Genomic DNA, 18215 nt, shown 5'->3' on the forward strand with positions numbered 1-18215 from the left:
GGCTCCCATACTCTTACAGACCGCGCCATGCCTCACTTGTCTATCTGACTCTCGGTGAAGGGGTCGGCACGATGGCCCATCAGGTCGATACGCGAGTATTCCATGTCAAACTCGTCTGCCTCGTCCGGCGTAAGCCTTACGCCTGCCGCACCTATAAAGTCGTCGAGATGGGCGGCACTCGTAGTGCCGGGTATGGGCACAATCCATGGCTTGCGCGACAGCATCCACACAAGCGAGAACTGCGCCGGCGTGATGCCCTTGCGCCGCGCCCAGCGCCCTACCAGCTCTGTCAGCGGCCTGTTGTAGCGCAGGGCCTGCGGAGTGAAGCGCGGCAGATTGTGGCGGCGGTCATCACTGCCGAAGCGGCTGTCCTCGCCTATCGTGCATGTCAGATAGCCGCGACCGAGCGGACAATAGGGCACGAAGCCTATGCCAAGTTCTTCGAGCGTGGGGAAAATCTTAAGCTCAGGCTCGCGCCACCAGATGGCATACTCGCTCTGAACTGCCGACACAGGACACACGCTGTGGGCACGCCTGATGGTGCGGGCGCTTGCCTCCGACAGTCCGAAGTGCAGCACCTTGCCCTCCTTTATCAGCTGTGCCACGGCGTCGGCCACCTCCTCTATGGGCGTGGCAGGGTCTACGCGGTGCTGATACAGCAGGTCGATGTGGTCGGTGCGCAGCCGCCTCAGCGAGCCCTCAACAGCCCGGCGCATATGTGCCACGCTGCTGTTGAGAGCCGTAGGGCGACCCTCCTCAACACCGAATCCAAACTTTGTGGCTATCTTAACATTGTCTCTTATGGGCTGCAGGGCCTCGCCCACCCACTCTTCGCTTGTATAAGGGCCGTAAACCTCGGCCGTGTCAAACAGCGTGACGCCCTTTTCGTAGGCGCGGCGTATCAGCGCCACCATGTCGCGGCGGTCATAACGGCCGCCACCCTTGTCGCGGCGGTCATACCTGCCGCCATAATAGCCCACCATAGGCAGGCATCCAAGGCCTATGGGCGACACGCTCATGCCGCCCAGATTGCGGCGCTCGGCCTTAGGCTGCCGCCCCGTGCGCCCTTTATCCTTGCCTGTGGCAGCCATGGCATCTGTGGCGGCAAGCACTCTCGACGTGCCCGTCAAGGCTCCGGCAGCCATGAGTGCCAGGCCCGATGCCGACTTTAAGAATTTTCTTCTGTCCATATCTTTCTGTCTTTTGGAGGTTAGTTGTTGTTTCTGTCGCAAAGATATGCCACGACAGAGCCGGCGCGGTATACAATTCTCATGCATAAGTACCATTTTCATGGTTTATGTTTCGCCGTTAAGGATAAATAGCGATATATTTGCATCTGCAACAACCAAAAAAGTTAAGGGCATGGCAAAGATTGAGAAGGTAAACACGGTGCACGACTATAACGCATACGTAGGACAGGCAGACGAGCACAGGCTGGCAAGCGTGATAAACTATGACGACCTACCCCCGATAAGGCACAGCCTCAACAGCTACGGCATATACGGTCTGTTTCTGCGCGAGGACACGCTCGTAGACCTGACCTATGGCTGCGGCAGATACGACTACGACGAGTCTACGCTGATATGTGTGGCACCTGGACAGACGGGCGGCAAGGAGGACAACGGCGAGAGAGTGGCTCTGAAGGGATGGGCCCTGCTGTTTCATCCCGACCTGATAAGAGGCACGTTTCTTGAAGGCAGGATGCACCGCTACTCGTTCTTTGCCTACAACGTGAACGAGGCTCTGCACATGCGCCCCGGCGAGCGCGACATACTCGTGGCATGCCTGAAGCTCATCAAGCAGGAGTTTCAGGCGCCTGACGACGGCTGCCGCGACTCTATCATCGTGGGCCTGATAGATATCGTGCTGCAATACTGCTCACGCTTCTACAACAGACAGTTCAGCTCGCACAGGCAGCAGAACAGCGACATACTGACACGCTTTGAGCAATTGATGCACAGCTACTACGACTCAGAAAGACAGCTTACGGACGGACTGCCTACCGTACAGGCATGCGCATCAGAGCTATGCCTCTCGAGCAACTATTTTGCCGACCTGATAAAGAAGCAGACCGGCATCACTGCCGGCGAACACATCCACCGCTTTGTGATGTCCATGGCCAAGAGCAGGCTGACGGCAGGCGAGCAGGTGTGCCAGGTGGCCTACGCCCTCGGCTTTGAATATCCGCAGCACTTCAGCAGACTGTTCAAGAAGATGGAGGGATGCACACCGTCTGAATATATAGCATCGAGAAGCAGGCGGCCTGACCATCGCGCTGACAACGGCGACACCGGCGCAACAGCCGGCTGATATATTCAGCATATCTGAACGGGCATCACGGCTGCTGAATCCATCAGCCGTTTGTAAACAAAAATGACATTCCCCGTCCGTTTGACGCCCTCAGAACGGCAACAGCGGGAACGAAAGGGCTGAATGACAGGAAATATGGAGAAAAACGGCAGAAAAGATAAGATACTGATGTACAACAACTTACGTACAAACGCGAATCAAACGGACACGGCTTATGCTATGAAAGATGCCCTTTCAGGCTCTAAAAGGGCACCTTTTGAAGGGTGAAAGGCTGCGTTTTATGCATCAAAAGGATGCCTTACAGACCGAAAAACAATGAGTTTCGGGCTGTTTCTGACGCTCTACAGCTAACAAAAGTTAAACAAAAGCATATTCGGACGGCAAGGCATTAACATCTGTTATACATTGATTTTCTGTAACAGAAAAATATTTTGTCCTGACTTTTTACCTTGTCTCATGCATGATTTGCACCTCCATTTGGATTTATTATATGCCGGCAAGGCTATATAATACTCATGAAGGAAACGCAACGTCAATATGTCTTTTTCAAAATATTATGCCACATTTAAAATTATATTTATTACTTTTGTGCGCTATTTGGTTTAGATACAAACCGGCAAACAGAGTCGCTACTATGAAAAAATACAAGATATTCATTATTATCTGCGCGCTGCTCACCACATGCGCGGCATTTGGTTCCGGTGACACGAAATATACTAAGCTCGTGAAGAAGGTTTCGGTCAAACCGACGGCTAACATAATGAATATTGCTGACAGATATGCGGCAAAGGGCAAAGACGGCGAAGCCCTCGTGCTGTATGCCATAGTATATAACAGGTTTGACCCCAATGCTGCCGACAAGGAAAAGGACATGTGCGCGCTGGCAAGGAAGAAGGCCGGCACGCTATACTATGACAAGGGCAACTACATAAACGCCCTCGACGAGTTTATCAACGGCGTGAAGATCAGCGAGGCGTGCTCCAAACCCACGTATGCGGCAAGTCTGTATAACTACATAGGCAACATCTACTGCATCTTTCTCGACTACGAGAAGGGCATACGCTACTATCTGAAGGCGTATGACCTGAGCAAGAAGTATCCCGACAGGAAGATGCAGCACAGCGTACTCGTTAACCTGACCGGCATGTACAGCTATTACATCAAGGACATCCCGAAGGCCAAGAAGTATTATCAGCTGTCTGAAAGCACGAGAGACAAGAACAACAAGACCGACACGTTCATGAGTTTCTACACGCTAAGCCTGATACAGATAAGCGAGGGCGACATCAAGCCTGCCATATCAAGGCTGAAATGGCTTGCCGGATATGCCGCAAAGGAGAAGCTGGAGCCGAGGTTCCGCTGCTTTGCCTATCAGGAGATTTACAGCGCATACCAACAGCTGGGGGTAAAAGACTCTACGCTTAAATACATGCATCTGTGCGACCGGACGGCACAGAAATACAACCTTCAGCACACGTTCGTCACGACGACCAAGAGCCTTTCTGACTTTTTTCAGGAGAAGGGCGACATAGCCATGTCTAATCTCTACAAGTCGCGCTATCTCGACATCATGGACTCGATTTATGACATGAGAAAGTTCGACATGGTAAAAAACTCGCTGCTCAACTACGAGATATACAAGACGACAAAGGAGATAGAAGACCTGCGCACAAGCCAGCACGAGAGGATGCAGACCATCAGGATGCAATGGGTGATAATGTGTGCCGTGGCTGTTGTGGCGCTCACCACAATATTGTTTCTCTTCATCGTATGGAAGCAGAAGAAGAGAATACACAAGGGGTATATCAACCTGTATAAAATCAACCACGACTTCATAGAGACGCAGGAGCTGCTGACGAGCCGACTGCGCAAATGCCGTACAGAAATAAGCGAGAAAAACGACATAATAGACAGCCTGAGGCAGGAACTCGGCAACGCGAAGGACACGGAAGAGAGCACTGCCGAGGAGGGTATGAAATATCAGACGAGCAACCTGACCGACGGACAGATGCAGACCATAGCCGACGCCATAGGCAACGTGATGGAGAACACCACGGAGTTTTGCGACTGCAACTTCTCTCTCAGCAGGCTTGCCGACCTTGTGGGGTCTAACAGGTCGTATGTGTCGCAGGTTATTAACGACTTGTTCCAGAAGACATTCAACGACTACGTGACGCCTTACAGAATACACCTTGCCTGCAAGCGTCTCACCGACAGGGTCAACTACGGCAACTTCACGATGAAGGCTATAGCCGAAAGCGTGGGCTTCAAGTCGTACACCGCATTTGTCAATGCATTCAAGAAGATTACCGGCATCACGCCTTCTATATATCAGAAGATAGCCCTCGACAACAATTCTAAAGAGTAGCCAGCCTTACGCCTGCGCCGTCAAGGGGCATAAACGCCCTGTCTGCCGTAAGCATCAGGGCGCATCGCCGTTGCCGTATGGGGCTTTTTGCAGTCTTATTTTCAGCATGCATGGCATGCAGTTCGATAAAATACAGCCGGCAGGACGATGCCGGAAAACGCCCCGACGGATGAAAACAAGAGTCTTATTACAGCGTAAGGCCATGCGCATGCCAGTGGTCTGTCTTAGCTCATGCAGGCCGCATAACAAGCAAGCCCGAGCCAGTCTCACGACCAGCCCGGGCTGAAAATTATCGATATTCTACTTTACTGATGCTTAATCTTACAGACTAATCTCTCTTATGGCCTCTATCAGACGCTTGAAGTCGGCAGGATGCACGTCGCCTATGTTGCCTATGCGGAACGTGTCGGCCTGCGAAATCTTGCCCGGATATATCACGAAGCCCTTGGCCTTGAGCTTTGTGTAGAAGTCCTTGAAGTTGAAGTCGGCCGACGGATAATAGAACGACGTTATCACGGGCGACTGCTCCTCGTCGGGCAGCAGCGTCTTGTAGCCGAGGCTGCGCATGCCCTCCACCAGCGTGCGGTGGTTCTCGGCGTAGCGTGCATGGCGTGCCTCCACACCACCTTCAGCCTTCAGTTCCTTCAGTGCCTGCATGAAGGCGCGCACCACGTGAGTGGGAGAAGTGAAGCGCCACTTGCCATGTCCGCTCTCCATCGTCTGCCACTGGTCATACAGGTCGAGCGACAGCGAGCGTGCAACGCCCTTGCATCCTTCGAGCAGCGAGCGGCGCGCAATGATGAAGCCGAAGCCCGGCACGCCCTGTATGCACTTGTTGGCACTGCTTATCATGAAGTCGATGCCCAGCGCCGCCATGTCTACGGGCACTCCGCCAAAGCTGCTCATCGCGTCCACTATCAGCGTCTTGCCGTGCTTCTTTACAACGGCTGCAATGTCGGCAAGCGGATTGAGCACTCCGGTAGTGGTCTCGCAGTGAACCACCGACACGTGTGTCGTCTCGGGATGACAGGTCAGATATTCGTCTATCTGCTTCGGGTCAACGGGCTGAGTCTCCTCAAAGCGCATCACGTGGCAGTTCAGATGATAATAGTCGGCTATCACGCCCATACGCTTTCCGTAGGCTCCGTTGGCAGCCACGAGCAGATGGTCGTCGGCCTTTATCACCGAGCCGAGCGTAGCCTCAACACAGAAGCTGCCGCTGCCCTGCATCAGCACTGCCGTATATTCTTCGGGGCGGCTCGATGCCAGCTCCACGAGCTCTTTGCGTATAACCTCAACAATGCCTATATTATAGTCTTCGTCCCATGTACACCAGTCGCTCATCATGGCTTCCTTAACGGTGTCTGTGGTTGTCAGTGGTCCGGGTGTAAGTAATAAGTATGGTCTCATGTCGTTACTGTTTTTTATCGTTATTATCTATGCTCTTCAAGTTCCGGCCGCCGTGCGGCGGCTGTCATGCTTGTGTCTGCTTATCTGTTCATTCGTGCGTTAATGCTGTCTATCAGTCCGGGCAGCTCAGTTATGTCGTCCACCACAAAGTCGGCGCCTGCTGCATACATGCGGTTGCGCACGCAGGCCATGCGTCTTTTCAGTTCGTCGGCAGGCATGGCAGCCACCTCGTCGCGCGTCAGAGCCAACTCGTTGCTGCCCAGTATCACGCCAACGCTCCACACTCCGGCGTTAGCTCCCTCCTTGATGTCGGCAATGGTGTCGCCGAATTTCACAACCGAATGGCGCGATGCCACATCCAGGTCGCACATGTTCTTGTATATCATGTATGGCTTCGGACGTCCGCCGGGCATGTTGTCAGACGTAACACAGTTGTCAACGGTATAGCCTTTCTCGGCCGCAGCCTTTATCACAATGTCCATCATGGTCTTGGTGTAGCCCGTGGTCGATCCCAGCTTTATGCCCTGTGCCTTTAGCGCAGCCACCGTCTCAACCACTCCGTCGATAGGCTCAGAATAGTCGGCCAGCGTAGCCATCAGCTTGTCCTGAAAGCCCTTGTAGCATGCCTGCACGTCGTCCTCGTTGTAGTCGCGTCCGTATTTTTCGGCAAACTCTTCCCTTACATGGTCTATGGCGAACAGAGCGCGTATCTCCTCTATCTTTGTCAGACCCATGTGGGCGCGGGTTTCTTCCGCCGTAACGGTAAGTCCCATGTTCTTGAAACACTCAACGAAGGCTGCCACCGGAGCGAAGCATCCGTAGTCAACGGCCGTTCCGGCCCAGTCCATAATCACACATTCAATCTTGTTCATATTCTTATTACTGTTTAATGTTCTTTGTTTGTATTATTCCGTTTGCTTTTATTTGGCCATGCTCACCGTGCCGTAGAGCTGTGCGTCGCCGGCTCCGGCCTCGTCGGTGCTGCGCTTCGGCCTTCCTGCCTGCAGCATATACACCAATGCTCCGATAAACATCACGCAGCACGCAACTCCGATAAATATGCTCATCTGGTTGTAGAACACAGCCCAGTCGACATGCGACGCTCCCAGCTCCTTGAACATCAGCAGGGCGAGCGTGCCCACATAGCCGATGAAGTCGATGGTTATGATGAAGAATCCCACGTTGCCGCGAATCTTGAAGCAGGCAATGAAGCGCTCGAAGAATATTGTCTGGAAGCTCAGATATGCTATGTCGATGCAGAAGGTCTGCATGAACAGCCATGCCGTGGCGGGCATCGACAGCGCGGCATGCCTTGCTCCGACAAACGCCAGGGCTGCCATTCCGGCGGCAGACACGCCCAGCAGGATGCAGAGTGTCTTCAGATGGCTCTTCACTGTTGACATCACGGCGAACACTCCCAGCAGGACGAGCGTGGCTATACCGTCGATATAGGCGAAGGCCCACGAAGAAACGCTGTGAACGTCGATGATGCATACAATGAAGTCTTCCTTTATGTCGCGCTGCACTGTGAGCAGAAGGTTGGCTATGAAGAGCATAAGCAGCACGGGCATAAACCTGCGGAACAGCTGCATGCGCTCTCTGGCATTGAGAGTCACGCGCTCCGAACGCGACGCTATGTCGGCAGCCGTGGGGCGCGGCAGCTTGGTCATCACCCACCCTGCGAGGCATAACAGCGGGAAGGCCACTGCCCCTATCAGGGCCGGCATCCAGAACTCGCTGACGTGGAGCGTGTGGAGCGCATAGAGTCCGAGCGACTTTGCCACGCCCGAGCTCAGGGCCATGCTCACTCCCATGATGCTTGCCAGTATGTCGGTGGTGCGGCGTCCTTCTAGAAAACTGAATATAACGCCCCACATACAGCCCAGCGACAGGCCGTTGAAGAAGAGTGCAAAGATGTTGAGCGGCGCAGGCACGAGGGCAAACGTCAGCAGCGACACCTCCGACAGGGCTGCCGAACCGACGATAAACTTCAGGCGGTTCTGCGGCTTAAGCTCTGATATAAACTTTATGCCGAGCATCTTGGCGCACACATAGCCTATGAGCTGAATCATGCTGACCACAATCTTGTAGTCCATGCCGGCTATCTGCATGCCGTCGAACTCGGCTGCCGTGAACGGCTTGCGCAGGGCATACACGAGCGAATATGAAAGCAGGGCCGTGCCTCCTGCCCAGAATACGAAAAGCCAGTCGGGCATTGCCTTGCCGTTGCCTCTCAGGCGCTGTATTATGTTTAGAATCTTTTCCATTTCAATATTTGCAGTCATTCGGTTTCGGGTGCAAAATTAGCATCGTGCAGGCAGCGCAAAAATGAATAAATCATGAATAATAGGCCGTAACAATTCAGTAAAATGATTGTAACCGGATAATAATTTTTCTGTTGCCGGAAAGAAACCCGAATGTAACACGGATGTAATATGTTTTAATACGAAAAGGCCTATCTTTGCAGTGCAATTACCATTCAGTGAAATTATGAAAGAGCTTAGAGAGATATACGACCGCATAACCTATCTGAGACAGAAAGGCATGAAAATGAAGGACATAGCAGGATGCATCGACTTTGCTCCGAGTGTGCTTTCGGCCCTTTACACCACCGTGCTGCCGGCCTTCTTCAAGAACATAGAGAAGGGCGAGAGCCATGAGGCTGCGCTCGACAACGCCCTGATATGGGTCAACAATGTTTCAAAGAAGAAGCTGCTGGGCTCTATTCCGGCCATGAAGAAGGTGCTGTTCTCTGACGACATCATACCTGTTGTGCCCGAAAGCGAGACCGCCAATCCCTTCATATCCGAACTTGAGCGCAACATGAAGCGCACCGCCGGACAGATAGCCAACTACAGCGGCATATACATGAGCTACAGCGTGTCGTCAGGCTCGCTCGCAATGAAGCTCGAACCTTATATCATAACGCCGGCGGCCAACGGCAACTACGTGCTCGTTGGGCACAACAACGCCTACGGAACTACACACTGGGGTATTGCGATGATGAACGGCATAAACCACATCTACCTGATGTTCAACGAGAACAAGGAGCCTCAGCTTGCCCTGTTCAACATCTGCCTGAAGATTCCGATGTACGACAGACCGCCGTTTCTGAGGGGCGTCTACACTTGCTTCGACTACAACTACAATCCCATTGCAAGGCGCATTCTCTTCGTGAAACTGTCAGACAGCACCTCGCGCGAAGACTTCGCGAAGCTAAAGGGATGTCTCAAAACACGCGAGGAACTGAGCGAGCAGGAGCGCAAATATTATGAATATACGTGCGGACAGGAGGATGTGGTGCGCATGTGCAACATTCCCTCGCCCACCATGCACGAGGACGACCTGATAACGGAGAAGCGCATTCTGGCCATGAACACCGCCACAGAAAGAAAACCCATGCAGCTGCATGACGGCAGCAAGCACGATGAAGGCTGACCGCCGTATGGCTTAAAACATGGTATGAATGCACTTAGCACATGACATCGTCTTACGGCGGCAGCACAGACGGCAGCAGACTGCCCGACATGTAGCAGCATAGAGCCTCACGGCTACAGGGCGGAATGATTACGGCTGCCCGGCAGAAGCCGCTGAAAACAAGGCATGAGGCAACATATATGAACTTTTAACACTAAACCATAGTAACAAAAAGGGCACAAATGCGTTTTTATATCAACGCCCTGATTTAAGGGGTATAAGAACGGAAATAACGTAAAAGCAATATTGTTACTATGAACTTTTCCCTGAAACTTACAATTGTATCAGTAGCCGTCGCACAGACCGTATGTGCCGGCGGAAAGGCTATTAACGACGGCGTAGACCCGCCAGCCGTGGTTGCGGCATGGAGTACGCCGAAGGATTATCAGAAAATTATCGACATAAACTTCAGCGATGCCATGTGGCCCGGACAGACATGGGCCGGCAAGACCGGAGCCGACAGTCCGGAACAGGCCGACGGCGGATATGTCAACACGATAATAGACGTGCCTGCCAACGGCGGCAGCGAGGTTACATATCCCGTGATGTTCCACAACTGCACCTTTGCCAACAAAAAGAGCTACAACGGCTTTGCGGGTGCAACGGCGGCCTTCAGCCGGCAGTATTACCTCGGACAGAGCGCCACAGGCAAGGGCAACCGCTATGCCAACGACTGGACGGCAAAGGGGCACACGGCCTATCTGGAGGACAACATAAAGCGCGACAAGGACGGAAACATCGTCTACGGCGAGGCAGGATTCGTGCAGATGTGCAGCGCTCCGGCCACGGCAGGACATGACGGCGCAACAAAGGGCGAGTCGCAGCACGGATGGGTGGAGATAGACCACATACCATACGTTGAGCGCGTGCAGTGGTCGTGGTCGTCTACATCATGGGGCCGCGGCATAAAGTGCGACATAAAGATAGGCAACGGCCAGTGGAAGCCGCTGGTATGGATGGGCTCGGGCATGGCCGCCTACGGCTACTCGGCCTTCAGCGACCAGGGCTACATGATGGAGAACGTGATAAACGCCAGCGACGTGTCGCTGCGCTGGCGCGTGTGGGACGGCGAAGACCAGGACAATCCCGTGCAGCTTACAGCCGACGGCAAGGCCGTATTTCAGACTGAGACCGACCCGCTGGCACGCCAGCAGCCGGCCCGTGTGCACAAGATAATGATATACGGAAAGAAGATTACGGCAGAACAGGCTCTCTATGCAAGGCAGAATCCCGTGGGCAGCGTGGGCGAGCTGACAGCCATAAGGGGGCATAAGGAGCCGCACATAAGCGCGCCCGACGCAAAGGCCCCCGTAGAACTGAAGGTGGTGGCGCAGGACGGCAGCGCGCAGTACACTAGCATACAGCAGGCCATCGACGCCGTCAGCGACGGGGCACGCGGCATAATATATGTTCGTCCGGGCGTATACGACGAGAACGTGTATGCCGGCAGACGCAACGACAAGAACAAGTTTATAAGCATAATAGGCGAAGACCGCAACACCACGATACTGACATCATCTGTTGACCGCGGCCCGAAGAGCAAGGGCAAGCGCTACTACGACTGCGCCGCGCTCAACGTCTACACCGACCGCTTCTATGCCGAGAACATCACCATACGCAACACCAGCGGCAACGTGGGACAGGCAGAGGCGCTGTTTACGGCCGGCGACGCACACGTGTTCAGCAACTGCACGCTGAGCGGATATCAGGACACATACAAGGCCAACGGCGGAGCGCGCGGATACTTCAGCCGCTGCACCATAGAGGGTGCCACCGACTTTATTTATGACGCGGGCCTCGAGTGGTTTGACGACTGCGAAATACGCTGCGTCAGGGGCAAGGGATACATCACGGCTGCCGCCACATCTGAGCTGCCGCTGACACGTGCCATGTATCCCAAACTGAGCCAGAGCCGCCTGTATGCGGGTCTGTTCTTCAACCGCTGCCGACTAACCGCCGAGCAGGGCGTGGCCGACGGCGCCTACTATCTGGGACGCCCGTGGAAGGAGAACTGCGGCACGATGTTCATAAACTGCACGCTGGGCAGCCACATAAACAAGGCAGGATGGCTCGACTGGGGCGGACGAGGCAACACGGCATCATATCTTGAATATAACAGCACCGACGAAAACGGGCAGCCTGCTGACACAAGCCGGCGCGTAGGCTTCGGCCGCCAGGCCACCAAGGACGAGGTGGAGGCATACATAAACGCCGACTTCCTGTTCAAGAAGGCGTCTGACGTGCCCTTCGACTTCAACGCCATACTTCATGGCGCCCCTGCCCCGTCGGTATTCACGCGCAGCGGCAACACGTTCGAGTGGAACAGCGACCGACTGGCTGCCGGCTACCTGATATACCGCAACGGGCGCTTCGAGGCTTTTGTGGCCGAGCCTGAATACACCATATCAGACGGCAATGCAGACGAATACAGCGTTAAGACCGTTTCGCGCCAGGGTGCCACGTCAGAGGCTGTTGCCATGCGCGTAACGCCCGTGGCCTTCCCCACGGCCGAAGGCTTCGGCAAATATGCCACTGGCGGACGCGGCGGAAAGGTGGTTACGGTTACGTCGCTGGCCGACACCGAGGACGAAGGCACGCTGCGATGGGCCTTCAGCCAGTATCCGGGCGAGCCGCTCACCATCGTGTTTGCCGTGAACGGCGAGATACGCCTCAACAGCAACCTGCGCGTGAAGCGTGCCAACTGGACGCTGGCAGGACAGACGGCTCCGGGCAACGGAATAAGCATCGTGGGCGACAAGGTGAACTTCGGCAGTTCGGAAAACTTCATCGTGCGCAACATACGCTTCCGCGCCGGCGACGGCAAGCAGGACCAGGCCTGCGGAACGGAGAACTGCACCAACTTTATATTCGACCACTGCGTGTTCGGATGGTCGATGGAGGAAAACATGAACACAGCCGACAGCCACTATCTCACCGTTCAGTACTGCATAGTGCACGAGGGCCTCAACGACGCCGGCCACAAGAAGGGCAAGCGCGGATACGGCTCACAGTGGGGCGGCTCGCCTGCCACTTACCACCACAATCTGCTGGCAGGCAACGACTCGCGCAGTCCGCGCTTCAACGGCGCCAGGGGCGAAGACTATGTGGTGTTTATAGAATATGTGAACAACGTGAACTTCAACTGGGGACGCTGGAACTCGTGCTACGGCGGCGAGAACTCGGCCGACATAACAGAATATAACGGCCGCAACTCGGCTCATGAGTGCAACTTCATGAACAACTACTACAAGCCCGGCCCTGAGTCGCCTGCCAACTCGGTGTTTGTCATGGCAAGCCACGCCCGCAAGGGTGCCACGTCGTGGGGCCCGGCGCGCTGGTATGTAAGCGGAAACATCATGGAGGGCAACGACGCTGCCACGGCCGACAACTGGCAGGCCATGAGCGCCGAGAGATATACAACAGACCAGATAAGGGTGAATGAGCGCATCGTGCCCGAAATGCCTTACTATAAGTTGGACGAAACCGAGGGCGCCATAGGCAAATACCGTCCGTCGCGCTACATGCTGACCGACATACAGACGGCCGGCGAGGCATATAAAACGGTGCTGAAGAAGGCGGGAACGATAAACCGCGACGCCACGGAAAAGCGCGTGATAAACGACGTGAAGAGCGGCAACCCGAAGTTCAGCGGCTCGAAGACAGGCAAGCGCGGCATTATCGACTCTGTGAACGATGCCGAAGGCTTCGGCCTAAACCACAAGCAGGAGGCAGCACCGGCTGACACCGACGGCGACGGAATGCCGGACAAATGGGAGAAGAAACACGGACTGAACCCTGACAATGCCGACGACCGCAACCTGACAAACCCCGACGGCTACACCGCCCTTGAAGTTTATCTGAACAGCCTGATGGGCGAAAAGCTGAGCTGCAAATTCAGCAGCACCGCCACATCACACGGCAAACAAGCTAAATAAGGCGTGGCGCGCCTGCCTGAAAGCAACAAAGACAAAGTAAAAACAACATTCATAAGCGCAGAAAAAGGTGGAAACCCGAGCCGGCTTGTAAACAACATCCGGCTGAAGGTTTCCGCCTTTTCTGTATCTTGACTCTTTTGTCAAAAAGAATAAAAGCATGAACTGCAACAATAGCCGGCAAAACGATTCATCATAAATATTTATAAAAAGACCAAGAAAGACAATTCAATGCCCCTCCATATTTTTTGACAATTGAAGGAATCTGCACTTGATAAATTCTACCTTCATACTGAGGAAATAATTTCTTTATATGATTAAAGGCTTCTGCATCAGTAGCCCGCCCCAGACCGGGAACAATTATAACGTCTTTAGTATGAATCATGTTAATATACGCCCAACTATATTCATGATAGTCACTTAATTCCAAGTCTATAACCTTAAAACATGACTCCAGAATCTCACGCATCCTTGCAGCTATCTTATCCGGATAAACTTTAAGGTTCACCAGCAATTTATTTGGTCCTACGGCATGTAGAATTCCGTCTGTATGTCCGCATGCATCACCTCTATCCCACGGAAGAAACAATAACTTATGCTTTGGAAACAACTTTTCCAACTGATAAACAAGATTTTCCCCTGCCACTTCGGAGTTTTCAAAAAACACCTTTTCAGTTATCACAACAACAGGAGTATACCCTCGTCCCCTCTTGATACTTGCAAAAGTAAAATTGCCACCATCTGCAATAATTGGGGATGTTTCTATTGAAGCGGAAGTAAGTTTCTTAGCCAATTCAAGAGAAACTTCTGTCGGCGTCTCATAATCACGATATCCCTTCAAATAATCCGGATGATAACGAAACTGAACAAATTTATCATAATCTACCTGTATCGGCATATAATCCCTGCACCAATAGTCGGCTGTCCCTTTTAACACTCCATGCCTTACATTATGATGTGACAATATTTCCGACAACTCATTATATATTTGTGGATAATATTTTTTTAATTCCTCAGAAAACAGCACATAATCCTGCTGTTGTAAAGCCACTTGCATTATTTTATCATATCAAGGTTAGTAAAATGCCACATACGGTCTCCATTCTCACCACTTATTTTGTTAACATTAACCCTCGCAGAAGATGCAATGTTTACTTTTTTAAACTCAGCGTTGTCTACCCATACAATATTCAACCCCCTGCCGAAGACTGACGCATTGCCCAACAAATCTTCCCACAAATACTGGGATCTGAATGGACTTTTCTTATTATTGGTTTTATTTGTATATTCCTCTTTCTCGCCGGAAACAGATTTATACGTATATCCTCTCATCAAAAATGAAGCACGGTATTTTCCTTCACGCTCAAACGTCATGTCAACACCCGAACTATGAGGATAAATAGATCCTACAGGAAAATACGGAAGATCTCCTTTATGATACATCTGCGGTTCAACAATAATGCCATTTTCTTCATCATGGAAATAAAATTCAATATCTATCGGGTAAATTTCATATTCACCATTGACAACAAAATGCCCATTAAAAACAACCTGAGCAATGTCTTCAAACTGTCTTGTAAGTCCATCTATAGTGTATACGGGCGTGAACTGTTCTAGAACTTCTTTTAATTTTTGTGGTGTTTTCATATTAATTCTTTTTAAATAAGCATATTATTCTCTTCTGTTTCCATTCTTAAGCAGGAAACAAAAGTAAGGAAATATGATGTATGTTTCAAATTTAAGACTGCATTTAACACTTTCGTATCTCAAAAAAGAATTCATCTATATACGGAAAATCACGTGCTTACAAAGCGAAAATCCATCTGCATGGTGAAAACGCCCAAAAATCCGTAACTTTTTCTTTTAATTATGTTACGGTTATGTTATACGGCGCTATTTAAAAACATTTTCTTTAAGCAAATTAAGCCGTAATGGTTTCAGACTGTTAGTGACCGGTTTACGAGTCGTTAATGGGCCACTTTTGAGTCGTAAACGGCCCACTTTCCGGGCACAAACCGGCCACTTTCTGACGGGAAATAATTTGCCGCCGAAAGACTATGCATACATGACGGCAAGAAAAGACGGTTGACGACAACAGAACACTGAATGTTTATACATGCGGCAATACATTGACATTGAACTGTGGAGCAACAACAAATGAGCCGCAGAATAACGCCGTTGTGATAAATACCCCGTAATTTTGCAGCAGGAAAAACAACACTTATAAAAACTTTAAAGAACATGAAAAAGAGCATTGGAAACATCTTGGCACTCTACCCCACACCCGCTGTGGTAATAGGGGCTACCGTGAACGGAAAAACCACATGGACACTCGTTGCACACGTAGGCATAGTGGCGCACGACAGAATATCGGTGAGCCTTCACTCGGCCCACTATATAAACAAAGGTATAAAGGAGAACGGACGGCTGTCGGTGAACATTGTTTCAGAAAGCATGCTGCCTAAAGCCGACTATTGCGGCATTGTGTCGGGCAACAAGACAGACAAGAGCCGCCTGTTCGGAAACGCAACGGGAGCTGAAGGAACACCCGTAATAGACGAGTCGCCTCTGAGCATGGTGTGCAAGGTGGAAGACGTGTACGAATGTAACGGCTTTGAGAACTTTATTTGCAGCATCATCGACACGTATGCCGACGATAGCGTAATAGACGACAACGGAAAACTCGACTACAACAGTCTGAAACCCGTATTGTTCGAGTTTCCCACATACCGCTATCTGCGCACGGGCAGCGTGATAGGCCACTGCACAGACGCAGGCAAACAATATAAAGAAAGCATAGCCGAATGACATGAAACTGCTGATAATAATATTAATAATGATGATAAGCAGCCTTAAAGGCAGCGCACAGAACGTGATAGACGTTCACTGCCACAACATTCCTCAATTCTACACCGACGTGCTTGAAAACAACGGGGCTGCCCTCGACGAAGGCTACCCGCTGCCGGCATGGAGCGCAGAGAAGCATCTGGCATTCATGGACAGTGCCGGAATAAAATGCTCTGTGCTGACTATGACTGCCCCTCAGCCTTACTTCGGTGGCGACAAAGAGTGCCGCGACGTGGTGCGCAGATATAACGAACACTGCGCAGAGCTTAAAGCCAAACATCCGGGAAGGTTCTTGTTTTGCGCGTCGCTGCCGCTGCCCGACGTCAAAGCAGCCATTGACGAAGCCATATATGCGCTCGACACGCTCGGGGCCGACGGCGTTAAACTGCCCACAAACAGCCGCGGACTGTATCTGGGCGACAAGGAGCTGGAGCCGCTCATGGAGGTGCTCAACAGCCGAAAAGCCGTTATAATAATACATCCGCACAAGCCCGTGCCCGTCAGCGAAAAACTTATGGCACAGATGCCGCTGGCTGCCTATGAGTATCCGGCTGAAACAACGCGGGCACTGATGAACATGCTTGCGGCCAACCTGCCGGCACGCTATCCGCAACTGAAAATAGTGGTGCCCCACTGCGGCTCGTTCCTGCCGCTCGCACTGCCACGTCTGAAGGCGCTCGCGCCCGCACTTAAGGCCGGAGGATATATTGGCGAGATTGACATTAAAGGCTGTCTGTCGCAGCTCTACTACGACCTTGCCGGGGCACCGTCGGCAGAGGTGATACGCAGTTTGCTGACAATAACATCGCCGGGACACATTCTCTATGGCTCCGACTATCCGTATCAGCCGGCAGAGGTGCTGACCGCCAACCTGCACAGGCTCGACAAGGAGCTTAAAGCCGATAAAACACTGTCGGAATACAGGGATATGTTTATGTGGAAAAACGCCGCACGGCTATTTAACATCGCCGATGCCGGCAGCACTGAGGACGGCAACAGCACCACGCCCGAAAAAGGCAACAACGGCAAAGGCATGCTGGTGCGCATATCTGAAATAGAGATTTATCCCGAATACTTCAACGAATACATAACCGCTGCCATGAACGTGGGGGCAACGTCGGTGAGAGAGGAGCCGGGCGTGATAGCCATATTCCCGATGATACAGCAGAGAGACTCGTGCCAGGTGCGCATTCTTGAAATCTATGCCGACATGGACGCATACAGACACCACATAACCACCGCCCACTTTAACACCTACAAGCAGGGCACGCTGCACATGGTGAAATCGCTCGACCTCGTGGACATGACGCCCATGAACGCTGAAGCCATGGACGAAATATTCAGCAAGATGAAGAAGGAATAATGAAAAAGGAGTGTTATATTTGCAGCATGAACGGACTTATGGATAATTTGGTAAACTATGGTGACATTCTGTTGAGCTGCAGCATAAAACACGACATGCACATGGAACACAGAATGCCGGCGCACTCGATAATATTTGTGCGCTCGGGCAAACTGATTATCGAGGGAAGGGACAGCACCGACGAGATTACGGCCGACAACTTTGTGTTTGTGCGCCGCGACTGCTCGATAAACGTCACGAAGGTGCCGCTCGACGGAACGCCTTACCGGGGGATAAACTTCACGCTGCCGCGCCGCTACCTGAAGGAATATTATAACCGTATAGCGGCAACATGCAGAAAGATGAGGGGCATAAGCCCCATAGGACAGACAGTGAACATACTGCCGCAGACCACGGGACTGAAAAGTCTGTTCGGCTCGTTCATGCCCTACACCGACAGCGGCGAGACGCCATCAGACGAATGGCTGCGGCTGAAAGTGGACGAAGCCATAATGTGCCTGCTGAACAT

General features: G+C 52.2%; 12 protein-coding genes and 1 pseudogene. 7 read left to right on the forward strand and 6 right to left on the reverse strand.

The annotated features are described in order from the left end of the window. Window positions 1–32 precede the first annotated feature (32 nt). A complete protein-coding gene (locus tag QVO66_RS13150) occupies window positions 33–1190 on the reverse strand; it encodes an aldo/keto reductase (protein ID WP_021855965.1) in 1158 nt (385 codons plus the stop codon). 172 nt (window positions 1191–1362) lie between these two features. On the opposite strand from QVO66_RS13150, the gene QVO66_RS13155 reads away from it, so the two are divergent. Together QVO66_RS13155 and QVO66_RS13160 are read left to right on the forward strand one after the other, a co-directional pair. Continuing rightward, complete coding sequence (locus QVO66_RS13155) at window positions 1363–2310, forward strand: helix-turn-helix domain-containing protein (protein WP_288172903.1); 948 nt, start codon at window positions 1363–1365, stop codon at window positions 2308–2310. 634 nt (window positions 2311–2944) lie between these two features. Then, entirely contained in the window at window positions 2945–4678 is a 1734-nt protein-coding gene (locus QVO66_RS13160; protein ID WP_021855967.1) for a helix-turn-helix domain-containing protein, read from the forward strand. 321 nt (window positions 4679–4999) lie between these two features. Here the strand turns inward: QVO66_RS13160 and phnW are convergent, their stop codons facing one another. The 3 genes from phnW to QVO66_RS13175 all read right to left on the reverse strand — a co-directional run bounded on the left by phnW (window position 5000) and on the right by QVO66_RS13175 (window position 8355). Further along, a complete protein-coding gene (gene phnW, locus QVO66_RS13165; RefSeq protein WP_021855968.1) occupies window positions 5000–6088 on the reverse strand; it encodes a 2-aminoethylphosphonate--pyruvate transaminase in 1089 nt (362 codons plus the stop codon). An 80-nt stretch (window positions 6089–6168) separates the two neighbouring features. Next, window positions 6169–6960 (reverse strand): phosphonoacetaldehyde hydrolase, encoded by a 792-nt coding sequence (gene phnX / locus QVO66_RS13170; RefSeq protein ID WP_021855969.1) that lies wholly within the window; start codon window positions 6958–6960, stop codon window positions 6169–6171. Window positions 6961–7008: 48 nt separating this feature from the next. After that, complete coding sequence (locus QVO66_RS13175; protein ID WP_021855970.1) at window positions 7009–8355, reverse strand: DUF5690 family protein; 1347 nt, start codon at window positions 8353–8355, stop codon at window positions 7009–7011. Between the two features lie 223 nt (window positions 8356–8578). On the opposite strand from QVO66_RS13175, the gene QVO66_RS13180 reads away from it, so the two are divergent. Both QVO66_RS13180 and QVO66_RS13185 read left to right on the forward strand, forming a co-directional pair. After that, the gene (locus tag QVO66_RS13180; protein WP_288172904.1) at window positions 8579–9526 is read left to right on the forward strand and encodes a hypothetical protein; all 948 of its coding nucleotides are present in this window, start codon (window positions 8579–8581) and stop codon (window positions 9524–9526) included. A gap of 293 nt (window positions 9527–9819) precedes the next feature. After that, window positions 9820–13500 carry a pectinesterase family protein gene (locus QVO66_RS13185; protein WP_021855972.1) on the forward strand — a complete coding sequence of 1227 codons (3681 nt, stop codon included), beginning with the start codon at window positions 9820–9822 and terminating at the stop codon, window positions 13498–13500. Window positions 13501–13690: 190 nt separating this feature from the next. Here the strand turns inward: QVO66_RS13185 and QVO66_RS13190 are convergent, their stop codons facing one another. Together QVO66_RS13190 and QVO66_RS13195 are read right to left on the reverse strand one after the other, a co-directional pair. Next, the gene (locus QVO66_RS13190; RefSeq protein ID WP_021855973.1) at window positions 13691–14554 is read right to left on the reverse strand and encodes an agmatine deiminase family protein; all 864 of its coding nucleotides are present in this window, start codon (window positions 14552–14554) and stop codon (window positions 13691–13693) included. Beyond that, the gene (locus QVO66_RS13195; RefSeq protein WP_021855974.1) at window positions 14554–15144 is read right to left on the reverse strand and encodes a hypothetical protein; all 591 of its coding nucleotides are present in this window, start codon (window positions 15142–15144) and stop codon (window positions 14554–14556) included. The genes QVO66_RS13190 and QVO66_RS13195 overlap by 1 nt, the downstream gene beginning before the upstream one ends. A 594-nt stretch (window positions 15145–15738) precedes the next feature. Here QVO66_RS13195 and QVO66_RS13200 point away from each other — a divergent pair. From QVO66_RS13200 to QVO66_RS13745, 3 genes and pseudogenes are all read left to right on the forward strand, one after another. Then, the gene (locus QVO66_RS13200) at window positions 15739–16305 is read left to right on the forward strand and encodes a flavin reductase family protein (RefSeq protein WP_021855975.1); all 567 of its coding nucleotides are present in this window, start codon (window positions 15739–15741) and stop codon (window positions 16303–16305) included. A gap of 1 nt (window position 16306) precedes the next feature. Further along, a complete protein-coding gene (locus QVO66_RS13205; protein ID WP_021855976.1) occupies window positions 16307–17707 on the forward strand; it encodes an amidohydrolase family protein in 1401 nt (466 codons plus the stop codon). Window positions 17708–17820: 113 nt separating this feature from the next. Next, window positions 17821–18215 (forward strand): annotated as a pseudogene (locus QVO66_RS13745) (hypothetical protein); the annotation flags it as partial.

This window comes from Prevotella sp. CAG:255 (assembly GCF_000431195.1).
GTDB classification, from domain to species: Bacteria; Bacteroidota; Bacteroidia; order Bacteroidales; family Bacteroidaceae; genus Prevotella; species Prevotella rara.

Bases quoted from the DNA above. Each gene is read 5' to 3' on its own strand.
- QVO66_RS13150 (WP_021855965.1), bottom strand. From the start codon at position 1,190: ATGGACAGAAGAAAATTCTTAAAGTCGGCATCGGGCCTGGCACTCATG.
- QVO66_RS13155 (WP_288172903.1), top strand. From the start codon at position 1,363: ATGGCAAAGATTGAGAAGGTAAACACGGTGCACGACTATAACGCATAC.
- QVO66_RS13160 (WP_021855967.1), top strand. From the start codon at position 2,945: ATGAAAAAATACAAGATATTCATTATTATCTGCGCGCTGCTCACCACA.
- phnW (WP_021855968.1), bottom strand. From the start codon at position 6,088: ATGAGACCATACTTATTACTTACACCCGGACCACTGACAACCACAGAC.
- phnX (WP_021855969.1), bottom strand. From the start codon at position 6,960: ATGAACAAGATTGAATGTGTGATTATGGACTGGGCCGGAACGGCCGTT.
- QVO66_RS13175 (WP_021855970.1), bottom strand. From the start codon at position 8,355: ATGGAAAAGATTCTAAACATAATACAGCGCCTGAGAGGCAACGGCAAG.
- QVO66_RS13180 (WP_288172904.1), top strand. From the start codon at position 8,579: ATGAAAGAGCTTAGAGAGATATACGACCGCATAACCTATCTGAGACAG.
- QVO66_RS13185 (WP_021855972.1), top strand. From the start codon at position 9,820: ATGAACTTTTCCCTGAAACTTACAATTGTATCAGTAGCCGTCGCACAG.
- QVO66_RS13190 (WP_021855973.1), bottom strand. From the start codon at position 14,554: ATGCAAGTGGCTTTACAACAGCAGGATTATGTGCTGTTTTCTGAGGAA.
- QVO66_RS13195 (WP_021855974.1), bottom strand. From the start codon at position 15,144: ATGAAAACACCACAAAAATTAAAAGAAGTTCTAGAACAGTTCACGCCC.
- QVO66_RS13200 (WP_021855975.1), top strand. From the start codon at position 15,739: ATGAAAAAGAGCATTGGAAACATCTTGGCACTCTACCCCACACCCGCT.
- QVO66_RS13205 (WP_021855976.1), top strand. From the start codon at position 16,307: ATGAAACTGCTGATAATAATATTAATAATGATGATAAGCAGCCTTAAA.